At 43.2% G+C, this 26,968-nt stretch carries 24 protein-coding genes; 5 read left to right on the top strand and 19 right to left on the bottom strand.

Annotated features, from left to right (window positions below):
* Together Q0323_RS00900 and Q0323_RS00905 are read right to left on the bottom strand one after the other, a co-directional pair.
* Positions 1 to 4,262 (bottom strand): hypothetical protein (locus Q0323_RS00900; RefSeq protein WP_298050599.1); only part of this gene is annotated, 4,262 nt, incomplete at its 3' end.
* An 808-nt stretch (positions 4,263 to 5,070) separates the two neighbouring features.
* A complete protein-coding gene (locus Q0323_RS00905) occupies positions 5,071 to 6,492 on the bottom strand; it encodes a Do family serine endopeptidase (RefSeq protein ID WP_298050601.1) in 1,422 nt (473 codons plus the stop codon).
* Positions 6,493 to 6,660: 168 nt separating this feature from the next.
* On the opposite strand from Q0323_RS00905, the gene Q0323_RS00910 reads away from it, so the two are divergent.
* The 3 genes from Q0323_RS00910 (at position 6,661) to Q0323_RS00920 (ending at position 10,018) form a co-directional block, all read left to right on the top strand.
* Positions 6,661 to 7,575, top strand: coding sequence for a DnaJ C-terminal domain-containing protein (locus tag Q0323_RS00910; protein WP_298050603.1), 915 nt, complete (start codon positions 6,661 to 6,663; stop codon positions 7,573 to 7,575).
* A gap of 12 nt (positions 7,576 to 7,587) precedes the next feature.
* A complete protein-coding gene (locus Q0323_RS00915; RefSeq protein WP_298050605.1) occupies positions 7,588 to 7,899 on the top strand; it encodes a helix-turn-helix transcriptional regulator in 312 nt (103 codons plus the stop codon).
* A gap of 487 nt (positions 7,900 to 8,386) precedes the next feature.
* Complete coding sequence (locus tag Q0323_RS00920) at positions 8,387 to 10,018, top strand: cation:proton antiporter (RefSeq protein ID WP_298050607.1); 1,632 nt, start codon at positions 8,387 to 8,389, stop codon at positions 10,016 to 10,018.
* Between the two features lie 293 nt (positions 10,019 to 10,311).
* Here the strand turns inward: Q0323_RS00920 and Q0323_RS00925 are convergent, their stop codons facing one another.
* On the bottom strand, positions 10,312 to 11,406 hold the full coding sequence (locus Q0323_RS00925) for a hypothetical protein (RefSeq protein ID WP_298050608.1): 1,095 nt from the start codon (positions 11,404 to 11,406) through the stop codon (positions 10,312 to 10,314).
* A gap of 851 nt (positions 11,407 to 12,257) precedes the next feature.
* On the opposite strand from Q0323_RS00925, the gene Q0323_RS11255 reads away from it, so the two are divergent.
* Positions 12,258 to 12,443, top strand: coding sequence for a hypothetical protein (locus tag Q0323_RS11255; protein ID WP_298987334.1), 186 nt, complete (start codon positions 12,258 to 12,260; stop codon positions 12,441 to 12,443).
* Positions 12,444 to 12,458: 15 nt separating this feature from the next.
* Positions 12,459 to 14,033, top strand: coding sequence for a Na+/H+ antiporter (locus Q0323_RS00930; protein WP_298050610.1), 1,575 nt, complete (start codon positions 12,459 to 12,461; stop codon positions 14,031 to 14,033).
* Positions 14,034 to 14,076: 43 nt separating this feature from the next.
* On the opposite strand, the gene Q0323_RS00935 is transcribed toward Q0323_RS00930, so the two are convergent.
* From Q0323_RS00935 to Q0323_RS01010, 16 genes are all read right to left on the bottom strand, one after another.
* Complete coding sequence (locus Q0323_RS00935; RefSeq protein ID WP_298050612.1) at positions 14,077 to 14,595, bottom strand: hypothetical protein; 519 nt, start codon at positions 14,593 to 14,595, stop codon at positions 14,077 to 14,079.
* Complete coding sequence (locus Q0323_RS00940; protein ID WP_298050614.1) at positions 14,531 to 14,890, bottom strand: class I SAM-dependent methyltransferase; 360 nt, start codon at positions 14,888 to 14,890, stop codon at positions 14,531 to 14,533. The genes Q0323_RS00935 and Q0323_RS00940 overlap by 65 nt, the downstream gene beginning before the upstream one ends.
* Positions 14,891 to 15,158: 268 nt before the next feature.
* Complete coding sequence (locus Q0323_RS00945) at positions 15,159 to 15,620, bottom strand: hypothetical protein (RefSeq protein WP_298050616.1); 462 nt, start codon at positions 15,618 to 15,620, stop codon at positions 15,159 to 15,161.
* Positions 15,621 to 15,749: 129 nt separating this feature from the next.
* Complete coding sequence (locus Q0323_RS00950) at positions 15,750 to 16,283, bottom strand: hypothetical protein (RefSeq protein WP_298050617.1); 534 nt, start codon at positions 16,281 to 16,283, stop codon at positions 15,750 to 15,752.
* Positions 16,284 to 16,958 carry a hypothetical protein gene (locus Q0323_RS00955; protein WP_298050619.1) on the bottom strand — a complete coding sequence of 225 codons (675 nt, stop codon included), beginning with the start codon at positions 16,956 to 16,958 and terminating at the stop codon, positions 16,284 to 16,286.
* 165 nt (positions 16,959 to 17,123) lie between these two features.
* A complete protein-coding gene (locus Q0323_RS00960) occupies positions 17,124 to 18,164 on the bottom strand; it encodes a nucleoid-associated protein (protein WP_298050620.1) in 1,041 nt (346 codons plus the stop codon).
* Positions 18,161 to 19,126 (bottom strand): RelA/SpoT domain-containing protein, encoded by a 966-nt coding sequence (locus Q0323_RS00965; protein WP_298050622.1) that lies wholly within the window; start codon positions 19,124 to 19,126, stop codon positions 18,161 to 18,163. The genes Q0323_RS00960 and Q0323_RS00965 overlap by 4 nt, the downstream gene beginning before the upstream one ends.
* Complete coding sequence (locus Q0323_RS00970) at positions 19,126 to 20,160, bottom strand: nucleoid-associated protein (RefSeq protein WP_298050624.1); 1,035 nt, start codon at positions 20,158 to 20,160, stop codon at positions 19,126 to 19,128. Before Q0323_RS00970 ends, Q0323_RS00965 begins: the two co-directional genes overlap by 1 nt.
* A gap of 165 nt (positions 20,161 to 20,325) precedes the next feature.
* Positions 20,326 to 20,592, bottom strand: coding sequence for an ABC transporter ATP-binding protein (locus Q0323_RS00975; protein WP_298050625.1), 267 nt, complete (start codon positions 20,590 to 20,592; stop codon positions 20,326 to 20,328).
* Between the two features lie 349 nt (positions 20,593 to 20,941).
* A complete protein-coding gene (locus tag Q0323_RS00980; RefSeq protein WP_298050626.1) occupies positions 20,942 to 21,580 on the bottom strand; it encodes a YggS family pyridoxal phosphate-dependent enzyme in 639 nt (212 codons plus the stop codon).
* Positions 21,577 to 22,692 (bottom strand): RIP metalloprotease RseP, encoded by a 1,116-nt coding sequence (gene rseP / locus Q0323_RS00985; RefSeq protein ID WP_298050628.1) that lies wholly within the window; start codon positions 22,690 to 22,692, stop codon positions 21,577 to 21,579. Before rseP ends, Q0323_RS00980 begins: the two co-directional genes overlap by 4 nt.
* Before the next feature lie 606 nt (positions 22,693 to 23,298).
* Complete coding sequence (locus Q0323_RS00990; protein WP_298050630.1) at positions 23,299 to 23,460, bottom strand: hypothetical protein; 162 nt, start codon at positions 23,458 to 23,460, stop codon at positions 23,299 to 23,301.
* A gap of 14 nt (positions 23,461 to 23,474) precedes the next feature.
* Positions 23,475 to 24,032 carry a CDP-diacylglycerol--glycerol-3-phosphate 3-phosphatidyltransferase gene (gene pgsA, locus Q0323_RS00995; protein WP_297918971.1) on the bottom strand — a complete coding sequence of 186 codons (558 nt, stop codon included), beginning with the start codon at positions 24,030 to 24,032 and terminating at the stop codon, positions 23,475 to 23,477.
* Positions 24,029 to 24,808 carry an enoyl-ACP reductase gene (locus tag Q0323_RS01000; RefSeq protein ID WP_298050632.1) on the bottom strand — a complete coding sequence of 260 codons (780 nt, stop codon included), beginning with the start codon at positions 24,806 to 24,808 and terminating at the stop codon, positions 24,029 to 24,031. Before Q0323_RS01000 ends, pgsA begins: the two co-directional genes overlap by 4 nt.
* Positions 24,809 to 25,705 carry a 4-hydroxy-tetrahydrodipicolinate synthase gene (dapA, locus tag Q0323_RS01005; RefSeq protein WP_298050634.1) on the bottom strand — a complete coding sequence of 299 codons (897 nt, stop codon included), beginning with the start codon at positions 25,703 to 25,705 and terminating at the stop codon, positions 24,809 to 24,811.
* Positions 25,698 to 26,951 carry a pitrilysin family protein gene (locus tag Q0323_RS01010; RefSeq protein WP_298050636.1) on the bottom strand — a complete coding sequence of 418 codons (1,254 nt, stop codon included), beginning with the start codon at positions 26,949 to 26,951 and terminating at the stop codon, positions 25,698 to 25,700. Before Q0323_RS01010 ends, dapA begins: the two co-directional genes overlap by 8 nt.
* Positions 26,952 to 26,968: the final 17 nt, after the last annotated feature.

The raw sequence follows: 26,968 nt of genomic DNA on the forward strand, positions 1-26,968 counted from the left end.
CCGCTCTTTAAGCTAGCTAAGCTTGCAGCTCTGGTTTCTGCGAAGGATTTGGTATCGTCCTTGACCTTTCTTTTACCGCTAAATTTAAGATCTAGCGCTCTTCCGTTTGCATCTACCATCGCATATGTTTCATAATCTATGGTAGCGCCTTGTTGAACCTTGGTCTGCAAGTGATCTGCGTTAGGAAGAAGTAATCGTCCGCTTCCTTGTTTATCTATTAGATGGATCGTGCTGGTATCGCCTACGTCCGTATTGCCGCTAACATAAGCAGTGATCTTACCGCGCATATTACTTAGATCTGTATTGGCAGTAGGATCGGTTAGCTTGATCATCGAATCGCCGTCTTTAACGGTAGGTGGCATAAAGATATCGATATCGTCAAATCCGCTGATATTCTTAGCAGTGATTGAATTAGGAGCCGCGGGATTAGAAGTATCTTTACCTACGTTGAGTTTGCTTCCGTTGCCGCCCGAGATATTGCCGATATTATCGCCGCTGATTAAATTTACGGTCGAGTTATTGCCGCCATCAATATCTAAGCCGTTAAAATTCGTAGGATGAGAAGGATCGTCGCTTACTACATTTATGACAGGATTTGGAATATTTCCGTATTTATTGATCTCTCCACCGTCAAATTTGCCGTCATTGGAAATTTTTCTGCCGGTTAGCTTGTTTCCCTGGATCAAGATAGACTGATCGTCGCTGCTTTGGATCAAACCTTTTAACATTATGTCGTAAGAGGTAGAATTTTTAAGAGTAAACTCATTGGTTGTTTGCTTCGCCTTCTCGGTAAAATTCGAAAAGGTATTGCCTGCATTATGGACTAGATAATACTCTTTACCCTCTTCGATATTAAGTGAGCCATAGGTATCTTTATCTATGTCATACTCTTCGCCGTTTAGTTTAAATTTAGCGTTATTGATATCAGTGTCGGCATTAGTAGTTAAATTTAAAGCAGCGGTTGCAGCATTGCCGTTAGCATCCGAAATTCCGTTGAAGTTAAGAGCATTGAAATTCTTAATATCGCCTGCTGTTTTTTGGGTGGAAGCATTATTTACGTTAAGAGTGTTGCCACTATTATTGCCTCTTGCGTTAGATGCATCGTCAGAACCATAGAGCTTGCCCGATAATGTGCCTGCATTGAAATTTATAACGTTATTGCTGACTTTACCGCTTGAGCTAGCGTTATTACCTGCGATGACATCGCCGATATTTGTTCCGCCATTGATCTCTACCGTATTGTCGTGGATATCTAAGGTATCGCCCGCTGCAGTGCTTCCGCCGTAAATTTTTTTACCATTTAGATCGCCCGCATTGGCATCAATGATGACAGTATTGTTTTTATTCCTATCAAGTGAGTGACCGTTATTATCTGCATTATTTTGTTTATTGAGTTCAGTTTCGCCATAGTCGAATTCCCCATCCCAGTTTCTAGTCTGTGTGCCTTTCGAATATTGTAGCTTTTTGTGGCTTGCGTCGGTTTTATAGCTTTCTCCTACGAAGCTATATTCGTTTGCGTTCTTGATAGTATAGATTTGATCTTTTTGGATAGTGCGATCAAGCTGATTGATCGTTCCATTTGTTTTATTGATTAGCGTATATTGCGTATTATCGGCTAACTTATCAGAATTTACGCTAATTTTAGTACCGCTTAGATCGGTAGGATTACCATCTGTCAAGGTTAACGCAGTATCGCTGCCTGAAAAACCGTCCGGAACGTTGAAATTTAGCTTACCTGCACCAGATATATTTTTAGCTGTAATTTTACCAGGTACTAGTGGATTGTTGCTATCTTTACCTACGTTTATCGTATCGTCGCTATTGGCTCTTATCTCGCCGATATCATCACCGCTTACTAGATTTATCGTAGCGTTAGGAACGTTATTCGTATCGATATCTAGCCCGCCGAAATTCTGCGGTGCATTTGGATCTTCACCTACGTCGATAGTAGGATCGCCCGCAGGACCGGAGTATTTACCAACCTCGCCGTTATCAAATGCTCCATCGATAGTGCGGTCTGTTTTCTTTTTACCTTGGATTACGATGGATTTTCCGTCATCATCTTTCATTAGACCCTTTAAATTCATCGAGTAGGTAGTGGCGTTTTTGATCGTAAATACATTATCAGTGCGCTTGGTCGTTTGCGTTTCGTCAAAACCGGTAAATCCGTTTTCATTATGGATCAGATAGCGCTTCTCGCCGTCGCCTATCGCGTAAGTATCTACATTATAATCAGTGCCATCTAATTGGAATTTGGCGTTATTAATATTGGTAGTTGAGCCCGCATTTAAATTTAAAGCTGCAGTTGCAGCACTGCCGTTAGCGCTTGAAATTCCGTCGAAGTTAAGAGTATTGAAATTCTTAATATCGCCTGCAGTTTTTTGAGTAGAGGCGTTATATACGTTTAATGTGTTATTTGTACTACCTGCGCTAGATAGACCATAGATGGTTTTTGTTACACTACCGCTATAGAAATTTACCTTATTATCGCTGCCGTTTGCTGCGTGTGCTGCGTAGACATTACCGGCGACTTGTGCACCACTTAGATTTACGACGCTGTTTGTCGCAGAGCCGCTAGCTTTTGAGCCGTATACATCGCCACTGACGCTACTGCCTATTAGGCTTACTTGATTATCATCGGTATTACCGCTTTGGGCTTCGCCTCCGATTACATTCTTACTGGCTGTGACATTGGTTAGCGTGACTCTACTTCCAGTTACGTTGCCGCTAGAGCTTTTGCCACCTATTACGTTTCCATTAAATTTTGTTCCGCTGGCTATTATCTTACCACCAACTGCACCTGTAGAGCCTAAGCTACCGATTGAATCTCCACCGATCTCGCCGCCGGTCAGATCTAAATAACTATTAGTAACCGTTCCGCCGCGACTTTCTCCACCGATCAATCTTCCGCCTATTTTTGCACCACCATTAATTTTTGCGTAGTTATGTGCGACATCTTTATTGTTGCTTCTTCCGCCGATTGCATCACCGCTTATCTCGCCGCCTGTTAGGTCTAAATAGCTATTATTAACAGTGCCGTCATAGCTAAGCCCACCAAATACTCCGTCATCGCCAGCAACATTCGTGCCCACGACTTTACCACCACTCATATCTACATGAGCTCCATCTATATCGCCATAATATGTAAAAGCACCAAAAGTTGCCTTGTCAACGGTACCACCACTAATGGTAACATAATCGCCTTTGCTATTAGATTTAAGATCATGGGCATCGTTTCTATAATAACTTCCGTATACGTAGTTAGTTACATGGCCACCCTCGATAGTAGAATGATTTTTTTCGGTTTTGCTAACCATATACGCGCCGTTGATATTTCCTACTGTACCTTTTATCAGCTTACCATGATTATTTTTAGCTGTTGCTTTGCCGCCTGGGCCGCCAATACCACCGCCCGTACCATTAGCGACTAAAACATCGGTAACTACAGCACCATCGTTATTGATAGTGACGATATTATTTTGTAAAGTGGCGGTGCTGTCTTTTGAGGCTATTACTCCACTTACATTTGCTAAATTTACAATAGCGTTGATATCTACTTTATTGCTGTCTGCATCGCCGTTTTCTACCGCAGCACCAGCAATTCTACCATTGATAGTAGGTGTTCCCTTAATATTTACTTCATTATTATTGGCTTTATTTGTGCCTGTTGCTCTACCACCCATTACCGATGTGCTATTGAAATTTATGAAATTATTATATTTAACTTGCGTAGAACCGCTAATATTTACAATATTGTGGATAGCATCTCCACTGCTATCTGCTTGACCGTACCACGTACCGTTACCACCAAGCACGACATTATTCACATCTGCGTTAATCAAGTTGACAGTATTATTTTTCGCACCTTTTCCTTCGCCGCCCACAAGTATCGCCACCGTAGCGCCGCTGTAAACATTAAGCGTATTATTTTCGGCTGCGCTAGTTTGCTTATAATAAAAAGGTGGGGTTGTAGGAGTACCGTCTCCGTTACCTCCACCATAAATCGTATAATCCCACATAGCTTGACCGCCGCTATCAACGCCAGTTATCGTTACGATATTATTGTCGTTTTTACCGTGAGCATTTGTGGAGCTTTCAAAGCCACCTGAGAAATTTTTACCTGATGAATGGTAAAAGTTACCTGGATGGCCGTCTGTAGTAACGGTTACCTGCCCATCTTTGGCTAAGACCTGTATAGGCAGCAATGCTAGCGTAGCAGCGATGCTCAGACCTGAGATAATTGGGATTTTGATCTCTTTCATAGTTGTAATCCTTTGTAAAAAATAAAAACTATCCATTATACTATAAAAATACCTATTTACAATAAATTTAATACAATTTCTAACGAAAGGTAGCTTAACGCGAAAAAATGGGTATCGCGATGTAACGTTTTCGATAATAAAGTAAAATTTCAGCTTATTTTTGTTATCAAAGCTTAAATGAAAAATTACGATTACAAAATGATGGAATTTTAAAATTCCGACCTTAAAATTTAGCCGGCAGGATTCCCAAGAAGCGTCGCTGCGAGAAAAGCATTAGAATCAAGAGGCAGTAGTTTCTGATATCAAGAAATGGGGTAGGGCACAAATTTTCTAAAATTTGGATTTGTGGAATTTAAAGCGAAGTAATATATATGAGAGGGATTAAAATTTGAAGTAATTCTAGGCTAGAAGCACATGATTCTACGGTATGTCGTTTAAAATTTTAAAGCAGTTCCAGGTGAGTCGAAAAAACGATAAAGTAGCGGCGCGAAGGGTTAAATTTTAAAAATTCTAAGTGAAAACAAAAGCAAAATTCTAAGAATTTCAAGCGAAATCGGGGCTTTCAGCGGAGGTGCTTTAAAATAGCAGAGGGCTTTCGGCAGCTTTTAATGTTCGCCAAAAGCCCATTTTTATAGTTTATGTGTATCTTTTGCGCTCGAAAGCTAGAAATTCCGCTTTCCAGAAAGTCCAAAATCTCAAAAGCTTCTGCTAGCTTATCCGCAAGCTCCGCTAATGCTTTGTCCAGGCTTGCCGCGGTTAAATTTTAACGTTTGCGCGTTTCTCGCAGCTAAAGGCTTAGCGATCAAGCTTAGCGGATTACAAGACCTTGCGGAATTCCGCGTCTGATAACCCAGACTAGGGTCTTTTTGCCCTTATAATCTTTGATATAACGATCAAAGTCGTCTGAGCTTTTAACGTCATTTTGACCGACTTGGATGATCACGTCGCCTACCTCAAAGCCGTAATCATCGGCTTTTGAGCCATCTTTGACGCTTAAGACGAGGGCACCCGAGACATCGTCGTCGAGGTTATATTTGCGGCGCAAGCTGTCATTTAACGTCCTTAGCTTTAGCCCCTCTATTGCGCTTTTTGAGTCCTCGCCGGCTGAGCCTAAGGTGGTGGAGTCGGATTTCATCGCGTCTAGCTTGATAGTCGTACTCTTGCTTTTGCCGTCGCGTTCAAATTCTACATCCACTGAGCTTCCTGGAGCCATAGAGCCGATCAAATTTTTTAGCTCGTTAGCGTTTTTGATAGATTTGCCGTTTATTTTGGTAATCAAATCGCCGCGCTTGATGCCTGCTTTATCGGCAGGCATGTCTTTTTCGACGCTTGAGATTAGCGCGCCCTCTTTGCTTTCATAGAGCTCTTTTTGATCTTTAGACATATCTGAGATCGTAACGCCTATAAAGCCACGCTCGATCTTGCCGTTTGTGATGAGCTTTTCGGCGATCTCTTTTACCATATTTGAAGGGATCGCAAAGCCTACGCCGTTATTTCCGCCGCCGCGACTTAAAATAGCGGAATTTATTCCCAAAAGCGCGCCGCGACTATCCACTAGTGCACCGCCTGAGTTGCCCGGATTGATCGAAGCGTCGGTTTGGATGAAATTTTCATATTGATTTAGCCCGATATTGTTTTTATTTAGCGCCGAGATTATGCCTTGAGTGATGGTGCCGCCCACGCCGAAAGGATTTCCGATAGCAAAGACGATATCGCCCTCCATAGCCTTGGACGAGTCTGCAAATTTAACCGCAGAGAGATTTTTTTCGTCGATTTTAATAATTGCAAGGTCGGTTTTAGGGTCGGTGCCGATCACCTTGGCTTTATATTCCTTATCGCCTTCTAATAGCGTAACTACGATTTCGTCGGCGTTTTCTATTACGTGATTATTTGTGACAATATAGCCGTCTTCGGAGATGATGACACCAGAGCCTAGTGAGCTTCCCTCGCGCTCCTGCTGCTGCGGAATGTCAAAGTCGAAAAATTGCTTAAAAAACGGATCGTCAAACATCTGTGACATCGGGCTATTGCCTGCTTTAATCTTGGTTTTAGTTGCGATATTGACGACGGATTTTTTTACGTCCGCAAGTGAGCTGTGATACGAAAGCACCACGTCTTGATTAAAGCCCGGATTTACGCGCTCATAATTGCTTGGAGCTTCTTTAATGTCGATACTGGCGCCAAAAAGCGCACCTACTAAAGCTATCGATATGATGATCGATTTTTTCATTTTTGCTTCCTTTGTGATAATGAAATTTTGGCGGAATTATAAATTTTGTCCGCTAATATATTCTTAACGCAAAATTAAAATTTATAAATAGAATTTAGCAAACTTGATTGACACTCACTAAAGTTTTATGATATAATCTACATAAATTTTAAGATTTTAAGGATTAAAATGGCAAGCACAAGCAGTTTATACGAAACCTTAGGCGTGGATAAATCAGCAAGCGCCGAGGAGATTAAAAAAGCTTACCGCAGGCTGGCTCGCAAATATCACCCGGATATCAATAAAGAGCCGGGAGCCGAGGATAAATTTAAAGAGATCAACGCTGCGTATGAAATTTTAAGCGACGAGAAAAAGCGGGCGCAGTATGACCGCCATGGCGACGAGATGTTCGGCGGGCAGAATTTCCACGATTTCGCGCAGGGCTCGGCAAACATGGGCGATCTAAACGACATCCTAAATAGCATTTTCGGCGGCTCTTTCGGCGCAAAAAGCGCAGGCTCACGTGGCGGATTTAGTTTCAGCTCTTTTGGTGGCGGCGAGGGTTTTAGTGGCTTTAGCGGCAGCAGTTTCGGCGGCGGATTTGGCGGCACACAGAGCCTAGATACGCACAGCTCGATTGAAATTCCTTTTGAGACCGCGATACAAGGCGGCGAGATGAGCGTGCGCGTGGGCGGTGAGACTGTTAAATTTAAAGTGCCCGCGGGTATAAATGCGGGCGAGAAGCTGCGCATCAGGGGCAAGGGACAAAAATCAGGCGCTCAAAGCGGAGATCTGATTTTAGAGATAAAAATCGCGCCAAGTGCCGAGTATAGCCGCGAAGGCGACGATCTTTTCAAAAAGATTGACGTGCCTTTGAAAACGGCGATGTTTGGCGGAAAAGTAGAAATTTCGACGCCGAGCAAAAGCGCAACGATAAAGATTGCAAAGAATACCAAAAACGGGCAGAAATACCGCTTAAAAGGCTATGGCGTGCAAAACCGCAAGAGTAAAATTTTAGGCGATTTATACGCGGTGGTAAATGTCGTTTTGCCCGACGTTGATTCGCTGGGCGAGGACGTCAAAGCCGCGCTGCAAAAGCTATAAGGAGGCATCAAAATGCATGATTACGATGAGCCGGTTTATCTCATATCGATAGTTTCGAAGGTCCTAGATATCCATCCACAGACGCTGCGGCAATACGAGCGCGAAGGGCTCGTGAGTCCGGGACGTACGGAGGGTAAGATGCGCCTGTACTCGGCGCATGATATGGATCGCATACGCATGATTTTAAACCTTACAAAGGAACTCGGCGTCAATCTTGCGGGCGTGGACGTGATCTTTCGCCTGCAAGAAAGGATCGCCGAGTATGAGCGCGAGATCGAGGAGCTGCGGGCTAGAATTTTAGAGCTTGGCGGAGAGATAGACTAGGGTCTGCAAGATAAAGATTTTAAAGCTTAACAAAAATCGAGATCCTGGTGCTACAAGCTGAAATTTTAATGCTATCAAAAAGCAAGATCGCCTCTTAAGCGTAGATTAAAGCGATAAATTTTGACTTTCAGAGCGGATTTGTGAGCGCGTTAAATTTAAAGTTGCGCCAAACAAACCCAGGTAAATTTTCTTACAATTAAATTTAAAAGTCGCCTTGATATAATTTAGCTTTAAAATTTAAAATTCCAAGCCGTGTTAGGCTTTAAAATTTTGTCGCGAGCCTCTAAATTTAGCGATAAAGTGCGACATAATTTCTCTATTTTTAAGCGGGATTTTAGTAAAATCACATTATAAAATTTACCCGTAAATTTATATGAAAAGATAGAATTTCATCGATTATCGCCTCCGGTAAATGGTCGCATAATGTAAAATTTGACAATAAATTTAGCGCTAAATTTTATGCATAATCTTACAAAAAAGGGAGTTAATGGAGCTTGTTATAGAGCTATTTCTTGCGATCACGGCGCTTGCGATAGTGCTAAATATCGTCTTTAAAATTTTTGAAATTCCCACCATCATCGGCTATATCGTCGCGGGCGTGTGCTTTTCGCAGATCTATAGCTTAAGCAGTGTCGAAAACGCCCATATGTCTGAGCTGGCGGAATTTGGCATCGTCTTTTTGATGTTTACCATCGGGCTTGAGTTTAGCTTCCATCACCTGATGAGTATGAAAAAGGACGTGTTTTTTAATGGCATACTCCAAGTACTCGGCACCGGTATTATTCTAGCGCTCATCATCGATCAAGCTTTCGGCGGAAACATAAAAACCGTGATGATTATCGGGCTTGCGCTCGCGCTTAGTTCGACAGCGATCGTGCTAAAAACGCTCAACGAAACAGGCGAAATCAACCAAAACTACGGGCGCAAGGTGCTTGGCATCCTGCTCTTTCAAGACCTCGCCGTCATCCCTATTTTGCTGATGATTGACATATTCGGCTCGACCGACAATACCCCCGTGAACTATCTAATCTTAAAAACCGCCGTAAGCGCCGCCATAGTGGTGGTGATCCTTTTCGTGCTCGGTAAATTTGCTTTTAACCGCTTCCTCTACTACGTCGTAAGGACAAATTCTAAAGAAATTTTCATCGCGACCATCCTTTTTACCGTCGTGGGGGCTAGCTTTTTGGCGCATGTTTTTGGTTTTTCATATACGCTAGGTGCGTTTATCGCGGGCATGCTAATCGCAGAAACCGAGTATAAACACGAGATAGAGGCCGATCTGACGCCGTTTCGGGACATACTGCTGGGGCTTTTTTTTATCACGATTGGCATGCAGATAAATTTTGAAGTCATCGTCTCGCACTATGGGCTAATCCTGCTCGCTATTATCGTTATAATGGCGCTTAAAACGGTTGTGATTTACGCGATCTTATTTCTCTCGACCGGCAAAAGGATAGCGCTAAAAGCGGCGCTGTCGCTATGCCAGATAGGTGAGTTTGCGCTTGCGATCTTTTCGCTACTGATGAGCCGCGATATGCTAAGTAAGGAAAACGGGCAAATTTTAATTACAGTCGTAACCGCGACGATGATTTTAACGCCGTTTATCCTTAAAAATTTAAACAAAATCGCCAACCGTTTCGAGTCCAAGGTTGAAAAGCTCGAGGATGAGGAGCATAAAACTCAAATCCCGCCGATGAAAAATCACATCATTGTAGCAGGCTACGGCAGGATAGGGCAGGAAGTGGTGCTGCGCCTTAAAGATCAGGGGCTACTATACGTAGTCGCCGAGAGCGATTTAGAGCTTGTAGATCTGGGCAAATCGCGCGGAGAGAATATATATTTTGTAAATATAATGCAAAAAACCGCAATCGACGAGCTTCATGCGCGCGAAGCGTCGGTCATCATCCTAACGATCGCAAATCAGCAAAAGCTCGACATCGTCGCTAAGATGCTAAACGGCTCCAATCTAAAAGCAAATATCATAGTGATGCATACGGGCGCCGATCCACAAAGCGAGCTGCAGAGCGAATACGGCGAAAATTTTATATTCATAAAAAAGGAGAGAGTAGTAGCCAATGCGCTTTTACAAGAGGCGCTGAAATGCAAGCTAACGCAGTAGCCTTGAGCGTTTAAGATCAAATTTAAACGCATTTGCTATGCCTAAAATCTCCACGCTCTTTATTTTCTTACTTCTATACTCAGCTAATTTAAAGCGTTTTGATGAACGTAGATAAATAGATATATTTAAATGGTGGGCTTGCAAATTTAAAGACGCAAAGTGCTCTGCTTTGGATTGATTTAAATTCTAAATTTAAGCTGTCATTTCACAGCAAAGGGATACTCCGACAAGGAGCTGATGAAGTATATTCGCGCGATAAAGTTATTTAAAAATTCGTTTAAATTTTACTAATTTCACTCTTTTATCTCTTTATAAACGCTTAAATTGCGTGCTAGACAAACGATGGTCGTTATAAACAATATCGGAGCTATCGGCAAATACAGATACCCAAGAATCAGAGCCATATTATCGTAACTTCGTCCTTGAGAAAAGAGCAATTCCGAGAGTGGGAGATACAAAACTAGCGTCACAATCGCAAAATTTTCTATCGCGAAAATCGTATTGCTTTTTTCGGGATTTTCTACGAAAAGTTTGCTGTATCTGCGCTTTGAAAAGAAAAATATAATCGTGCAAACGGCGCTAACTATAAACGCCCAGTGTAATTCGTACGAATTTGGTAAAAATAAAATCAAAAAAACCGTTGTCGCAAAACTCGCGAAAGCAAATCTGATCAAACGGTGAAGTTGATATTTTTGCTTTAAATTTTTTGCAATTCGTGCTAGAGCTTTGCCGTACTCTAGCGCTTCCTCTTTGCTTTGGATAGATTCTGTTTCAAGGCTCGCGTCATTAAATTTTTGCTCAAATTTAGCGGCTTCATCTTGGGTAGCTTGCGCCTTGCCGTTTGTTTTGTTAAAATTCTGCTCGCCGGAAATTTTATCAGCGACCGCTCCGCTAATTTTTGTCTGCGATTTTGGTGCCGGTAGATACACGGTTTCATCGGCGTCAAATTCCGGATTTGCGTTATATGTTATTATCGCCACCGGAATAGCGATAAAAATAGCGGGTATAATCCGACGTGTATCCCAGTCTATGTGATATTTTATCTGTAAATAAAATCCGACCAAAGCATAAAGGACGTAAAATATCGCAGCCACATGTATCCATATAAGCATAAAGGCCTTATCTGCATCGCTAAATAAAAGCAGGGCGTATTTTCTATACTTCAGCCTGTTTAGGCAGACGAGTATATTTATCGCAGATAGCGCGAGCATGCATAAAAACGACATTATGAGCGCATTATGTACAAACGTAAGAAACACGACGATATAAATCAGGAAGGTCAAAAGCGTCCCGAAAAATAGATATCTACAAAAGCGAAATCTATCGTAGCTTTTTAAAATTTCTTGCGAAATTTGGCTGATGTCCGCAGGAATTTTGTCTTTTTGCATTTTTACCGCCTTTCTCGATTATTTTAGCTCAAATTTTGCTTTTTTACTCCGTAGCGTTTTAAATTTAATGAAGCGAGCTTTTTGGCTTGCTTCTTTTTTAACAGACAAGCGATCCCGGATTTCACATTAAATTTTAAAAGCGAATACTTACCGGCTCTCGCAATTTAATCGATAAAATTTTTGGCAGGCTAAATTTACGCTTCTTTTCTAGCTAAATTTAGCTTCAAAATTTATCCTGCTCCATTCATAAAATAAGGCAACCAAGCTAAAGCTCATCTGTTTTATTCACCCGCACGAACGCCCAGTGCATAAATCCTTGCCTCGGTTTATATTTGCCGCCACCAAAATCAACCTTGATTATAAATTCATTCGCGTAGCTAGTTTTAACAAGCCATCGTTGAAGCTGGGCACCTTTTTGCTCCAATGCTCGGCAAATTTTTTGCCAAAGCAGAGCAAGTCTTGGGCTATTTTTGAAATTTGGCTTTGAAAAATGGGGCGAGCCGCCTAGCATTGCCTGATGGATAATGAGTACAAATATGCCGTTATCTTGGGACTAAAGCTATAAAAGCTAAACATTAAGCAAATCAAGATATAATTTCGCCCCAATCCTAGGTAGACGTCCGAGCGGTTTAAGGAGCACGCCTGAAATGCGTGTGCGGGGCAACTCGCCGAGAGTTAGAATCTCTCCCCGCCATTTTTTAAATCTATTAAATTCACTTAGTGCTGAGGATAGGTATGAAAATTTTATCCTTAGACGCTAGCGGAAACCTTGGCGGCTACGTTATAGGCGCGCTCAAAGCCCCTACATAGACTCAGTCAAGATCATAGAAAACTAAGCTCTTGACTACACGCTGATACGTCCGCAGTGGTTTAGTAGTGCCAACGAGATAGACTACGAGGTCACGAGCTGGGCAAAAGGGGAGAAATTTAAAAACGAAAATACCCAAATTTCAAGAAAATCTATCGCAAATTTGGTTAAAATATGCCTAGTTGATAGCTTTGGCATAAAAGATAGCCTAGGCATCAACAAAAAATAAATTTAAAGGAAAAAGATGATTGAACACTTACTGCTATTTTTGGCTTTGCTAGCTATCATCATCGCTTTAGTGATGGTCTCAAATCGCCTAAACGTCGCCTATCCTGTGCTTTTGGTCCTTGGTGGGCTTGCCATTAGCTTTGTGCCAAATTTGCCAAGCATTAAGATCGATCCCGAGCTTATTTTCATCATATTTTTGCCGCCACTTCTTTATGAGGCTGCGTGGGCAAACTCGCTAAAAGAGCTCTACAAATGGCGCCGAATGATCGGAAGTTTTGCATTTATCGTCGTTTTTATCAGCGCAGCAGCTGTTGCCGTGATAGCAAATTTAGTGATCCCCGGCTTCTCGCTCGCCCTTGGCTTCATGCTAGGAGCCATCGTCTCGCCACCAGATGCGGTGAGCACGGCAGCTATCCTTAAATTTGTCAAAGCCCCACGCAGGATCAGCGCTATTTTAGAGGGCGAGAGCCTTTTAAATGACGTCACCTCGCTCATCATCTTTCGCTTTGCCGCAGTTGCAGTGACGACCGGGCAGTTTGTCTGGTACAAGGCGGCAACGACCTTTTTATGGATGGTGGCTGGTGGCGTTTTGGCAGGTCTTGTGGTGGCATTTGTAGCTTATTTTTTACATAAAATTTTGCCAACTGACGAAAACAGCGACACGATAATGACGATCACGACGCCTTATATCATGTATATCTTGGCTGAGGAGCTAGGTGCTAGCGGCGTTTTGGCGGTGGTTTGTGGCGGACTTTATCTCTCAACTAAAAGAAATGAAATTTTCACCGCTTCAACAAGGATCCACGCTGTGCCCATTTGGAACAACTTCATTTTCTTGCTAAACGGCCTTGCTTTTACCTTGATCGGCCTTGATCTGCCTGAAATTTTAGCAGGGCTAAAGCGTAGCGGTGTCTCGCTCTTTGAGGCGATCTTTTACGGCGTTTTGGTCACTGCCGTGCTCATCGTCATTAGGCTTTTGGCATCATACGGAGCTGTTTATATCACGATGTTTATGAAGCGTTTTATCAACGTGGCGGACGATCGCAATCCAGGTAAAGCGACGCCGTTTATCGTTGGCTGGGCTGGCATGAGGGGCGTAGTCTCGCTGGCTGCGGCACTTTCTATCCCTGCCATGGCCGGTAGCGAGCCCTTTCCGCACAGAGACCTTATCTTGTTTATCACCTTCGTAGTGATATTGCTAACGCTCGTAGTTCAGGGCTTAAGCTTGCCACTGCTCATAAAAAGTGTGAAATTTCCAGACTTTAACGACCATATGCCAAATGAACTTGCAAGGATCAAGATCGAAAAGGCGCTTGCCGAGGCTTCGCTTAAATTTCAAAGCGAGAAATTTTGCAATGAGGAGAATTTTTTGTTTCAGAAACTCAAAGAAGTTTGGAATTTTAAGCTTGAGAGTGAAAATTTTGAGATCAGCGACAAGGTCAGGCAGACCTATTTTGAAATTTTAGAGGAGCAAAGAAAGGCACTTTGTGAGCTCAACAAAGACCCAAAGATCGACGAAGAGGTGATTAGGACGTTTTTATACCACATCGACCTTGAGGAGCAAAGGTGGCAGGAGCATAAAGAGCACTAAACTTGCTCAAATTTATGAGCAAGTTTAGACATATGCTTTAAATTTAGGCTCTATTTGCCTTATCCACCCGCACGAACGCCCAGTGCATAAAATCTCGCTTTGGCTCGTATTTGCCGCTGTTAAAATACTCCGCTAGCCGCGCTTCCTCCGCTTCGTTTAGCTCGCCGCCTAGCATCCAGCGCGTCTTTTGCACAAACTCCTCTGCACTTTTCGCTCCGCCGTCATGGCACTGGGCTTTGATATAGCTTAGGCTCGGCAAATAGCCCATTTGAAACAAGATATTTAAAAGATAGACGAAGTCGGGCTTTTGCTCCACTTCGCGCCCTATCGCGTCCAAAATCTCATCATCTACGAAGCTGCCGCCCACCTTAAACGTGATGTAAAGCGATTTTTTGGTCTTTGAAAGAAGCTTATTAAGTGCAGTTTTTAGATCGTCCACCTCAAGGCAGCGTGAAGCAAAAACGAGATCGCACGCAGGCACATCCGACCAGTCGTCCTCAAAGGCTTTTTGTGCAAATTTTATATTTTTTTGCGCCGTAAGCTTGAGCGTTTTTCTCGGCAAACTCGAGCATCTTAGGCGAAAAGTCAAAGCCGTAGATCCGCTCCATCTTGTCCGCTGCGGCGATGCTTAGCGCGCCTGCGCCGCATGCGAAATCAAGCAGCGTGGAGACGCCAATAAAATCGACCTTGTCTATAAACTCGCGCGCGTAGGCGCTTTTCATCACGCCTTCGTTGAAGCTAGGCGCCTTTTTGTCCCAATGCTCGGCCAGTTTTTTGCCGAATGAGCTTTTTGCTTTTTGCGCCTTATAAAGCGCGTTAAAGCCGATCTCATCGTAGTTTGAAGCTAAAATCATCATTATCCTTTCCTGAATTTATCGGGCAGATCGCACCGGTTTTTCATTAAATTTTAACGTAAATTTATGCGCCGCCCCAAACCCGCCTAAAATTTCAAACCGCCCGGCGAGAAATACTAAGGCAAGCCAACCCCTGCGTATTTTATATGCTCGAAATTCTTTAAATTTTTATCGAACGATTGCAGTTAAATTTTAAAAGTCCGTGCATAAATCAAAATTTTTAGTCTGTCGCCCGCACTTGTTCGCTCCGCATTTAAATCGCTGCTTGGATTTATTGTAAAGCCTCCAATCTAGCCGCTATCACCTTTTGCATTGCTTGATTTTTCTTGTTTTTGGCTAAAATTTGCAGCCTTCTTTTACCGATGCGTTTGTCGGCGGCCTTTAGAATATTTGCAAGCCCCCATTCATCGGCATCAAAGTGTTTTTTAAACAGCTCCCCTTTGGGCGTGTCGATATATTCGCGTATAAGCTCGCCGATGTCGCTTATGTCGTTACCATACGGATAAATTTTCGTTAGAGCGCTCCGTGCTAGGCTTTTTACGCCGCCGCTTTTTAGCACGAAATCCTTCGGGTAATCAAAAATAATCTCGTCCGCAAGCGTGATAAAATATCGCGGCAAATCCGTGCTGCCGCGCCTGCTTTGCATCCGATAAACCGTGCAGTGGAGCTTAAAATCAATGTTTTCATCCACGAGCTCGTAAAGCTGTTTTGCAAGTTTACTCCAACGTTTCATTTTGCCCCCTTATCTATTTGTTGCCTCTTGCTGTTTTGCATGCAGCTTCCACCTTTGCAGTGATCTTGCTCAAAAACTCCGCACCTTTTCTATATTTTTTGCAAATCTGTTTTGTAAAATTCTGCCGCGCTAAACGGTCTCCCAAAATCTCGGCTCCGTCTTGATCGCACTGCGGTTTTTCTCGCGTAAAATTTGCAAAAATTCTTTAAAGTTCGGCGTAAAAATCGAAGCGGCGGGCACAAATTTATACTCGCTCGCGCCGTCTTGCTCGGGTTTGTCCGCGCTGCTGCGTTCAAGTTCGCTCGCGCCGCCTGCAAAGCGGATCCGCCAAATCCTAGCATGATTTATCCGTATTTTTGTGACTTCAAGCTCTAAAATTTGCTCAAATTTATACCTCGCCGCGAGCTTCTGTCCATCAAAAACGTAGATAAAATCCTGATCAAACCAAAGGCTCTCGCACGAGATAAAAAACCGCTCCAGCCAAAACAGAAACGGTCGCACGGAAAGCCTTTTTACCGCGCTTGCTTCGCTTATCCCATCTATCGCGGCAAGCTCGCGCGGGCTAAGCTTGCGAGGGTTGCGGCAAAAAAGCGTCCAAATAATCCCGCCCAGGAGCAAGACGCTAAAAATTACGATTAAAATTTGAATTAAAGCTTCAGCCATTTAAAATTTAAGTCCTTTTATAAATGCAAATTTCGCCTCCGTATCGCCCCAAAACAAACTCCTGCTAAAATCCGCCTCCGCGCCGTTTGCAAGCTCCTCGTAAAGCTTATAAAATCGCCCTTTGTAGGTGCAATCACTTAGGCAGATGTTGAAAAACGCCTCCGTCGCGTCCTTGCCGCCGAAATAATATACAAAGTAGATCGGGCGCAGATCGAAGGCGCTTAGATTTTTGTTAAATTTAGCCCCATGCCGCATCATAAACTCTACCGCCTTTTGTTTATCCTCAAAAAGCTCAAAAATAGGCAACGCGTAGTCCTTGATAGCCGCGCTAATCTCCCGCACGCTGAGCTCAAAGCTAGCGCCCGCGAGCTGCCAGTCGCGAAACTGCCTGCGCGGCGTGAGATAGCTCAGATACGATACGAAAACAAGGTCGGTCGAGTAGGGCAGCTCCTCTTGCATCAGCTTTTTTAGGCGCTTGCAGTAGATCGCGATCTGCGGCAGGATGCTTACGCTGCCGGCGTAGTTGCGCATGCTGGAACTAAAATAAATTTCAAACGAAATCTCCTTATCGCTTGCGAGCTTCGTTAGTTTTTGCCCCTTTTGCGTGGGCTTGAAGTCCGTAAAATTTGCCGCAATCTCATTGCAGCCGTTTAAAAATATCTCACGAGGACTCATTTTGCTTCTTTGTCTGTACCAAATTTGAACGCAATTTATGCTCCAGTGGCAGCTTATCTCTTAAATGAGTTAAATAAGCGGGAGGAGGTCGAACGAATAACAAACGAGTTAAATTCTATTGAAGCCGCGCAGCGCAGATTTATCTGCGTAATTCTCACTGCCATACTAACACTCTTCGTCATAATAAATTTTATAGAATTTACCTTTTTTATCTGCGCCTTGCTCGATATTTTGGCGGTTGCCATCGATGACTATTTGTATTTTTTTATCTAAATGAATCACGCGCTTATATAAACGTTGTTGTTTTTTACGAGCGGCTTCGGAAATCGTAAATTTATCGTCGATGAGAGTGTCGCTTTGTTCTTCGTATTCTTTTTTGTAATGATGAAATTTTTTGATCAAATTCGGCTCAGCCATAACCTCATTATCAAAATCATCAATATTAAACAAATCATTGACTTTAAAGAATTGTATCGATTTATTTAACAATTCGATTTGATCCACTTTTGAAATTTCAATGTCTTTGGGTAATTTTTCAGTTATAAATTTCTTTGTGAAAGACATAAAATTTTGAGTATTGGCATACCCGTCCTTTCGTTTACGCACATGTAAAAAATCATTTATCCAATACTGAGCTTCGGTGCCTCTGCCCGCATTATCCACGACAGCTACCACATAGCCGCTTTCTTGCTCTTTATTAAATATTAAGCAGCCTTTATCAAGCTTTTTTATATTTATGCCCTTTTGGCTTTCTAAGTTAAAATTTCCATTTTGCCGTATTACCTTTAAAAAAGTATCTTTATTTTCGGACTTAAATAAACCGATCGCATCAAGCGTTTCCCCATCTAAAATACAATCTTTAAAATAAACGGTATAAAACTCGCCGCCCTTGATTTTAGGGTGAGTGCTTTGTTCGTAGAGATGCTTGGCTAAATTTATGGACTGTTCGTAAAGCAGGTCTTTATTTTTAAAAATTTTTGATACATATGAATACGCTTCGTTTAGGCTCAAATCGCTTTCATGGTGAAAGCGGTAATAATCTTCGGAGGTAAAGGGGGTGAGGAAATATCTTAATAAAGATATACGGAGAAGATCGTTATCAATGTTTGCTATAGATGATGAAAATAAAATACCGTCATTTTCAACTTCACTACCAATTAAATGCAAAGAAAAACAATCTAAATTACAGTTAATTATATCTATCATGATCTTGTACCCCACAAAGTTTGTATTAATTCTAATTCGTCATCATCAAAACACCAGTTATCTTGAATCGAATGAAATCTATTATTGGTCAATCCCCAAAATATAACAAATATTTCTGGTTGTGTGAGAAGTGGAAGTTCTGCGTATCGATTCCGATTTTCATCAAAAATATGTTGCAGCTTTATATCGTTATTAGAAATAAAAGATTCTATTTCGGAATTTATTTTTTCTTGATCTTCTTTATTAAAGAAATTTAATATTGCACGCATTTGTTCAATGGATAGCTCTCTATCAAAATCAGATAATGCATATTTATAAATTTTACCTTCTAATTTTTTAAGTAAAACATATACAAGATCATTTTTGCATGATTTTAAGTATTCATTTACTTTTCCAAATTCCTCATCCGCAATCTCATATAACGATAATAATCGATATATTTTATGTTTCATTTCGTCTGACAATGCAATGTCTTGCTTATAATATAAAATATGCGCAGAATTAGCCCATGCATGTTGATTCATTGTACGGACTTGTATTTCAAATATAAAGCTACAATCGTTACAATCGATTAAATTTGGCTTAATTAAGACATCGTAATGATTCGACTGATAATCAAGCTTATTAAAATCTATACTATCTTTCTTTTTCTCCTCTTTTTTTATTATAAATATTTCTTTTAAAATTTTATCAACAATATCTAAATCAGATAAGAAAGGGCAAATAATTCTAATCCCTAACTTATCGGTTAAATCATTATAACTATATGTTTTTTTGATTTTTGATTTTTTTTGTATCTTTTTTATTATGCTTTGTATCTCTTTTACTCTAAAAGAAATTTCAGCATATAATTCTTCTTTATATAGCCTTTCTTTTAAAAAATCAATAACTTTCTGACCTAAAGCTCTTAATTTTGGTTCGTCATTTTTCCACTGTTTTGCTATTTGTATTGCATTAATCATTATTTTATATTTTTAATTTTAGATTTTATTGTAGCTGTAATTATATTGGTTTTTTTACTCCGTTTTAGTTTTACTTTTTCTTCAAAAGAGCCTTTGTTTCCCAATATTGATATACCATTACTAAATTCTAATATTATTTTCTTTATATGAGAATTTATTAAAGTGTTATCTTTTGTATATGCTTCAAGAGCAAATCCTTTATCCCGCAGATATTGTTCGTATTGATTTTTGTGATCCGTTTCCGACATATACTCTTCTGCAAATTCGCGTGGATTTATCATATTTTGATTTTTTTGCAAATATGAATTTAGATCCTGTATATATTTTGTACGAGCTAAATCATCAGGAATACTATCAATAAAAGCTCTAGTATAATTATAGAAATTTTTTGTTGTTATTTTGGGATCGGCATAAGGACGACACCCTATAAAATCGAGAAAAAATGAATTTGTGCCCTTTTTATCTTTTATATTTATTTGATAATCCATTAATAACCCATCATAGTCTATTTGAAAATCATCACGTCTAATAAATAGGGCTACTTTAAATATCTTTGTCTTGTTTGTAAGCATTAGATTTTGAATTTCTTCAACATCAAAAGTCCTTGTGGCTGCATTTAAGACAAGTTGTGCTCCTTTATCTTTTTCTAATTTTAATATTATGCAAACAGTCTTATCTTGTATTTTGCCTCTTATTACAAGAAGGACTCCGGCCGAATTAGTACCCTTTTGGATATTGAATAAATTTATAGCAATATCTTTAGATAATTGTATAAATTCATTATCTGTATTTAGTATTTCTTGTGTGCATGTCGGCACGGAAGACCTTACCTCTGTTTTAAAGCAAACTTTAAAAGCTTGATTGCCATTCAGTGCGGATTTGACCTTGTTTTGAAAGAATACCCTTAATCCATCAGTAATAATACTTTCATTTTCACTATAGTATGGGGCGCCTTCCTCATTTTTCTTATGCTTGGGTATATCGTGTATTATTAATTTCTCAATAATAAGCTGCGAATAATCAACATTTCCCATTTTTTCTCCTTATGTATAATAATTTGGTACTTCATTAAATAATAAAACAAAAATTTTACTTTATAAAAATATTATTAGAAAGTATAACATATATTAAAAATAATCGGTATATAAATTTATCAATATTCCAAATTTTAGATGTAGAAATAAAAAATTGTTTGACACTTACAACCTATCCTCGTATCTTTCGTAGTTTATGCTGTAAATTTTATCGATATTTTCGGCGTTTATGAGCTTTTCGCTCTCGCCGAAGGCTAAAATTTCGCCGTCTTTTATAAACAGCGTCAAGCTTGAAACGAACTTCGCATGCCGCGGGTAGTGCGTCGTCTGCACGAAGGTGTAGCCCTCGTCGCCTAGAGCTTTTATCATCTCGAGTAGCTTGATCTGATTGCCGAAGTCCAGCCCGTTGGTAGGCTCGTCCATAAAGATCACTTTCGCTCCCTGCACGAGCGTGCGCGCGACGTATGCCAGCTGCCGCTACTTTGAAATTTCATCTTTTAAAATTCCGTCTTTATACGGATCGCGCTTAGAATTTTATATCGTTGCGTTTTTGAAATTTGCGTCGTTGCGAATAAATTTTTATCTAGGTTTAAAATTTGATGTTGCGTTGTTGCGCTGCGTAAAATTTCAATAACGCGCTAAATTTTTAAGCGGCGCGTAAAATCAAGCATTGCGCTAAATTTCAAGTTACGCGCCCGATTTAGCTCACGCGGCAAATTAAGCGCGCCGTATAATAAGCGGTATAAAATTTGCTCGCGCGCTAAGGCTCGTCCCTCGGGACCTAGGCGTATAAAATTCTACCTAGGCGGATCATGTTCGAGCCGCATTTGATCGCGAGCTCGAAATCATCGCTCATCCCCATCGAGCAGATCTGCGCGCCGTGCGGCACGAGTGCGTCAAAGATTTCGCGTGTCGCCTCGAAGCTTCGCGCGATCTGCGCTGGCTCGCTAGCGTGCGCTCCGATGCTCATCACGCCGATTAAATTTAGATTTTTGCACTCCTGCTTGATGCGCAAAAACTCCTCCACCGCGCGATTTTTATCGAGCCCAGTTTTGGAGCTCTCGCCCGCGGCGTTGATCTCCAGCAGCGTATCTAGCGGATAAGTTAGCCGCTTATTCACGGCAAGCGCGAGTTTATAGGAGTTGCAGCTCTGCCACAGCGTCGGGCGCAGAGCGATGAGCTGATTGATTTTGTTGCTTTGCAGCGTGCCGATGAAGTGCCACTTTAGCGGCAGCTCGCGCAACGTCTCGCTTTTGCGCTTTAGCTCCTGCACTCTGTTTTCGCCAAACGCGATCTGCCCTTGCGAATACAGCCCGCGCACATCATCCGTGCCTACGTTTTTGCTTACTGCGACTAGCTGCACTTCGCCCGCGCCTGCTTTCGCAGCCTCAATGCGCTTTAAAATTTCATCCAGTCTCATTTGTAAAATCCCAAAATTCTAGCAAAATCATTCAGTACCGTAAATATCATCAAAAGCGCCAAAATCCCCATGCCTACGTAGCTAGCACCCACGAATACCCGCTTTGGCACCGGGCGACGAAAGATAAGCTCAAAGAGATTGAACGCGATGTGTCCGCCGTCGAGCGCGGGGATCGGAAAGAGGTTGATGAGCCCTAAATTTACCGATATGAGCGCCACGAGCGCGAGCAAGACCGCCGCGCCGTAATCGACCGCCTTTGAGGTGATGTCCGTAATGGCGACGATGCCGCCCATCTCCTTAGGCGAAACGACGCCGCTAGCGAGCTTTTCAAGACCTACCAAGATGAGCTTTGATGCCTCCACCGTCTGATCCCATGCGAAGCTAAGCGAGCTTGCGCCCTTGTGATACAGCGTCACGGTCGCGTTGTAATCGGGCGAAATGCCGATGAGCGGCACTCTGATGCTCTCGCGCCAGATGGTTTTTTTCTCGCCGAGCTTTGGCGTGAGCTGCAGGCTCAGTCGCTCGCCGCCGCGTAAAATTTCCAAGCTTAGAGGTGCTGCGGTTACTTGCTTTGAGATGTCGTCCCACTCGCGGATCTGTTTGCCATCGATCGATAAAATTTCATCGTTTAGCATTAGCCCTGCGCTTGCCGCGGCGGAATTTGGCGAGATTTTGCCGACCTTCGGCGCTAGCTTTTCGACGCCGATGTAGCCCAGCGCTATGTAGATTAAAAACGCAAGCAGCAGGTTAAAAAACGGCCCCGCAAAAAGTATGATTATGCGCGCGATCGGGCCTTTGGAGTTGTAGCTGTCGGGGTCCGCGCTTGCTGCGGCGGGATCCAGATCCTCCTGCCCCTTAAGGCTCACGTAGCCCCCCAGAGGGATCGCGCTGATGGCGTACTGCGTAGCGCCGATACGCTTAGTAAAGACCTTTTCGCCGAAGCCCACGCTAAAGACGTTCACCCCCACGCCCAGCGCCTGCGCCGCCAAAAAATGCCCCAGCTCATGGAAAAAGATGAGGAAGCTGATCGCCAGCACCGTGACCATAAAATTTATCGAGTAAAAATAAAATCCGACCGCCAGGATCGCTAGCGTTAAAATTATGCTTTTCAAATTTCAGACCTTTGTAAAAAATGGGCTAAGCTTACTATGATTTTGCAAATTTTAAGCTTAGATCGCCGTTTAAAGCCTTAGTTCGCTTTTTAAACTTGGCTAGCTTTTTGAGCTTAGCCCGCCGTCGTTTCGGGCTGTAAATTTAACTAAATTAGGGTGTGCGGTGGATGGAAGGCGTGAGGAATTTAAAATTTAAAAGCGAAATTTTACCGCGAAATTTTGCGGAGCGGATTATAAAATTTCGCCGCACGATGCTTTGTAGTGTGAATTGCCGCTATGCTTTGAAATTTCATTATGTCTTGACAAGTCGTCATACTCTAAAATTTTGTCGCGCTTTGAAATTCCATTATATTTTAAAATACTGTCGCGTCGCCCTGAAATTTTGCGCGGCGGTTTAGACAGAATTCTGCGCCGTGAAATTTCACGCGGCGGAATTTTATCTTTTAAATTTTATAGGTTTGTACATCGCTGTGCGCATACAGACTAAGCATCTATAGAATTTTGTCTAGTAAAATTTGAACGTGAAATTTCAAAATTTAATGTCACCGTTATAGGTAAAATTTTACGCTGAAATTTTATCGCTAAAACCCCACTTAAGTGCGAGTTCTAGCATCTTGTGATGAAGCTCTGTAGTCCGTTATCCATTGTTTTTACAGCAAAGAGACAATCGCATTTGGAAATTTTATCTCTAATATCCTTTTGAGCTTTGTCGAGATCATGCTTTCTTGCATTTTCTTCGCCGATTTTTTCTTTAACTACGAAAGCCATATATAGCCGAAATTCTAACTCTTTTTCGTAGCCTTAGCATACGCTGCGACGTATTCAAAGCCCGAATATAGCGTCAGCGCAACCGCGATCCAGAGTAGGGCGTTTGCATAGGGCCACTGCATCGTTAGCCAGCCGATAGCGATCATCTGAAAGACTGTCTTTACCTTGCCAGCCATCGACGCGGCGACCTCTACGCCGTCGCCCGCCATCGCCACGCGAAGACCAGTGATGAAAAACTCGCGGATTAGGATCAGATAGATCGCCCACGGGCTAGCGCGCCCGATAAACATAAGCCCTAAAAAGCCCGCAAGCGTCAGCATCTTATCAGCGAGCGGATCGATGATGGCGCCTAGCTTGGTCTTCTGGTTCCAAGAGCGCGCGATGTATCCGTCGAAAAAGTCCGTGACGGAGGCGATTACGAAGACTAGCGCGGCGAAATAATCGATCCAGCTTACGTGCACCGAGCCTACCATGTCGCCGTTTGCATGGCCTGCTAGTAAGATCAGCCAGAAAAACAGCGGCGCCAGCGCAACGCGAAAGCTCGCTAAAATATTGGGTAAATTTAGCATTATTTAAAGGTCGTTCCGCCGTCGACTATGAAGGTGTGCCCCGTCACCCAGCTAGCCTTGCTCGAACATAGAAATAAACATGCTCCCGCCAGATCCTCCGGCTGTCCCATGCGTCCTAGCGGGCTAAGTTCGGCGGTTTTGTCGCGTACCTCTTCGTAGTTGGTGAAAGCTCGTAGCGCGTCCGTTTCGATCGGTCCGCCGCTAACGACGTTTACGCGGATGTTTTTTTCGCCGAGCTCGGTCGCGGCGTAGCGCGCCATCGCCTCAACTGCGGCTTTCGCCGTGCCGTGACCCGCGTAGTTTTCGATATAGACTAAATTTCCCGTGGAGCTAAGCGAGATGATCGAGCCGCCGCCTACCGCTTCCATGCGTTTTGCGGCTTCTTGTGCGCCCACGACGAAGGCATTTACCGTCGCGGTAAAGATATTGTTGATGCCGCGCGGCTTTAGCCTCATAAATTTAGTGTATCCGCCCGCGACCGCGCGACCCGAGATGATGGCGTTTGAGATGAAAAAATCCACTCGCGCAAAATCCTCGTCGATCTTGACAAAGAGCTCCTTGTAGGTCTCTGGCTCTAAGATATTGAGCGCATAAGCGCGCGCCTTGATGCCGTAAGCCTTCTCAAGCTCGGCTGCTTGTGAAGTCGCTAGCTCCTCGTTGGAATTATACGTAAAAGCGATATTTGCCCCCGCAGCTGCGAATTCCAAAACTATCGCCCTGCCTATGCCTCTAGTGCCGCCGCTGATAACTAGCGTTTTTCCTTTAAATTCGTTCGTCAATTAAAATCCTTTGATAGTGTATTGTTTCATTACGTTTTCTATTTTTTTGAGGTTTTCCGCGCTCGGCTCGCAAAGCGGCAAGCGGTACTCTAAGCTCGGCGCGAGGCCCGCGATATACATCGCCGCTTTGATCGGGATCGGATTGCTCTCGCAGAATAAAATTTTATTGATCGCGTAGAGATCGTCGTTGATCTGCTTGGCTTTTAAAAACTCATTTTGCAGCGCAAATTTCGTTAGCTTCGCCGTGTAATCGGGCAGTAAATTTGCCGTAACGGAGATCACGCCCTTGCCGCCGTTGCTTAGGATCGGATAGTTGATTGCATCCTCGCCGCTAAGCACGCTAAGGCGCGGCTCGTGCGCGAGTAGATCTACGCATTTATCGATGCTGCCGCTTGCTTCTTTGACGCCGTAGATGTTTTCGCAGTCGTTAAAAAGCTTGATGATCGTATCTGCGGCTATGTCGCAGCCGGTGCGACCGGGGACATTGTAGAGCAACACCGGCAGATCTACCGAGCTCGCGATCGCCTTGTAGTGCAGATAGAGTCCTTTTTGGGTGGGTTTGTTGTAGTAGGGCGCTACAGATAAAATTCCGTCCGCGCCGTGAGCCTGCGCAAACTGCGCTAGCCCGATCGCTTCGTGAGTTGCATTACTGCCCGCGCCCGCTAGTACCTTGACGTCCGTGCCCTTACACGCATCTACGGCGATTTCGATACAGACGCGGTGCTCGTCGTGCGTCAGCGTCGCGCTCTCGCCCGTGGTGCCTACGGGTATGACCGCGCTTATGCCGTTTGCGATCTGTCTTTTGATGAGCTTAGCGTAGGTCTGCTCGTCCAGTTTGCCCTCTTTAAAAGGCGTGATCAGCGCCGTCATAGAGCCGATTATGACATTTTTATTCATCGTTTTCCTTTCGTAAGATAATGCTCGTGGAGCTTTTAAGGCTTAGATAGGTTTTCATCGCTTTTTTAACCGCGCTTTTATCGAGACTTTTGATCTCGCACTCCAGCCTAAATAGCGCGTCCAGATCGCCGCGGACGATGTAGCTGCCATACATCTGAGCTACCTTGCTGGCGCTGTCGAGGGAGTAGATCAGATCGCCGCTTAGGGTGTTTTTGATCTTTAACATATCATCGTCGCTTATTTTAGCTTTTTTGGCTTTTTCGATCAGCGCTAGAATTTCATCTCTCAGCGCCTCGCCGCTTACGCCCTGGTTGCAAACGGCAAAGACTATAAATAAATTCTCATCCTTGGCGCTCATATCGTAGATGTTGATCTGATTGGCGAGCTTTTTCTCATCGACCAGCACGCGCTGTAAAAGCGAGCTCTTGCCGCCGCTAAGATATATATCCATCGCTTTAATCGCCGCGGCGTCAGGATGGTTAAACGGCGGAATTTTAAAGGCGACCGCTACGATTTGCGCCTCACTGTTTTTATAAATAACGCTAAGCTTCTCGCCGTCTTGCGCGGGCTCGGTGCAGTGAAGGCACGGAATTTCGCCCTTGTTTTTTACGGGCGCGAAGTATTTTTTAGCCGCATCAAACGCCGCCTTTTCGCCGATGTCGCCGGTGATCAGCAGTACGGCGTTTTGCGGCTGATAAAATTTAGCGTGAAATTCCTTGATATCTTTGATGCTCCAGTTTTCGATATCCTTGCGAAAGCCGATCGGCGTCCAGTGATACGGGTGGTACAAAAACGCGGCGTTGTAGAGCCTGAAAAATAGGTATCCGAACGGATCGTTATCGGTGCGCCACAGTCGCTCCTCGAGCACGACCTTACGCTCGGGCTGAAATTCTTTGTCTTTGAGGCTTAAGTTTTGCATAATGTCGGCGTAAAGATCCAAGCAGACCTCTAAATTTGAGCTCGCGCACTTGATGAAGTAGTGCGTGTAATCAAAGCCCGTGCTTGCGTTGTTCACGCCGCCGAATCCCTTTACGATCGCGTCGAACTCGCCCGCCTTGCGATTTTTCGTGGATTTAAAATTTAGATGCTCCAGCATGTGCGCAATGCCGCTTTTGCCCATCGTCTCGTCGCGCGAGCCGACGTTGTAAAACACGTCCACGCTTATGACGCCGCTGCCTTTATTCATCGGGATGTGATAAATTTGAAGCCCGTTTTGTAGCGTGATTTTCTTAAATTTTGGAAACATTAATCTTTTTTCGCCTT

This window comes from uncultured Campylobacter sp. (genome assembly GCF_938030145.1).
Lineage (GTDB): Bacteria > Campylobacterota > Campylobacteria > Campylobacterales > Campylobacteraceae > Campylobacter_B.

What these genes read in the sequence shown, in the direction of transcription:
- dapA (WP_298050634.1), bottom strand. Translation starts at nt 25,705, where the DNA reads ATGAATAAAAATGTCATAATCGGCTCTATGACGGCGCTGATCACGCCT.
- Q0323_RS00955 (WP_298050619.1), bottom strand. Translation starts at nt 16,958, where the DNA reads ATGAGTCCTCGTGAGATATTTTTAAACGGCTGCAATGAGATTGCGGCA.
- Q0323_RS00910 (WP_298050603.1), top strand. Translation starts at nt 6,661, where the DNA reads ATGGCAAGCACAAGCAGTTTATACGAAACCTTAGGCGTGGATAAATCA.
- Q0323_RS00980 (WP_298050626.1), bottom strand. Translation starts at nt 21,580, where the DNA reads ATGAGACTGGATGAAATTTTAAAGCGCATTGAGGCTGCGAAAGCAGGC.
- Q0323_RS00945 (WP_298050616.1), bottom strand. Translation starts at nt 15,620, where the DNA reads ATGAAACGTTGGAGTAAACTTGCAAAACAGCTTTACGAGCTCGTGGAT.
- Q0323_RS01010 (WP_298050636.1), bottom strand. Translation starts at nt 26,951, where the DNA reads ATGTTTCCAAAATTTAAGAAAATCACGCTACAAAACGGGCTTCAAATT.
- Q0323_RS00905 (WP_298050601.1), bottom strand. Translation starts at nt 6,492, where the DNA reads ATGAAAAAATCGATCATCATATCGATAGCTTTAGTAGGTGCGCTTTTT.
- Q0323_RS00925 (WP_298050608.1), bottom strand. Translation starts at nt 11,406, where the DNA reads ATGCAAAAAGACAAAATTCCTGCGGACATCAGCCAAATTTCGCAAGAA.
- Q0323_RS00915 (WP_298050605.1), top strand. Translation starts at nt 7,588, where the DNA reads ATGCATGATTACGATGAGCCGGTTTATCTCATATCGATAGTTTCGAAG.
- Q0323_RS00950 (WP_298050617.1), bottom strand. Translation starts at nt 16,283, where the DNA reads ATGGCTGAAGCTTTAATTCAAATTTTAATCGTAATTTTTAGCGTCTTG.
- Q0323_RS00930 (WP_298050610.1), top strand. Translation starts at nt 12,459, where the DNA reads ATGATTGAACACTTACTGCTATTTTTGGCTTTGCTAGCTATCATCATC.
- Q0323_RS00940 (WP_298050614.1), bottom strand. Translation starts at nt 14,890, where the DNA reads ATGATGATTTTAGCTTCAAACTACGATGAGATCGGCTTTAACGCGCTT.
- Q0323_RS00970 (WP_298050624.1), bottom strand. Translation starts at nt 20,160, where the DNA reads ATGGGAAATGTTGATTATTCGCAGCTTATTATTGAGAAATTAATAATA.
- Q0323_RS00960 (WP_298050620.1), bottom strand. Translation starts at nt 18,164, where the DNA reads ATGATAGATATAATTAACTGTAATTTAGATTGTTTTTCTTTGCATTTA.
- Q0323_RS00920 (WP_298050607.1), top strand. Translation starts at nt 8,387, where the DNA reads ATGGAGCTTGTTATAGAGCTATTTCTTGCGATCACGGCGCTTGCGATA.
- Q0323_RS00965 (WP_298050622.1), bottom strand. Translation starts at nt 19,126, where the DNA reads ATGATTAATGCAATACAAATAGCAAAACAGTGGAAAAATGACGAACCA.
- Q0323_RS00990 (WP_298050630.1), bottom strand. Translation starts at nt 23,460, where the DNA reads ATGGCTTTCGTAGTTAAAGAAAAAATCGGCGAAGAAAATGCAAGAAAG.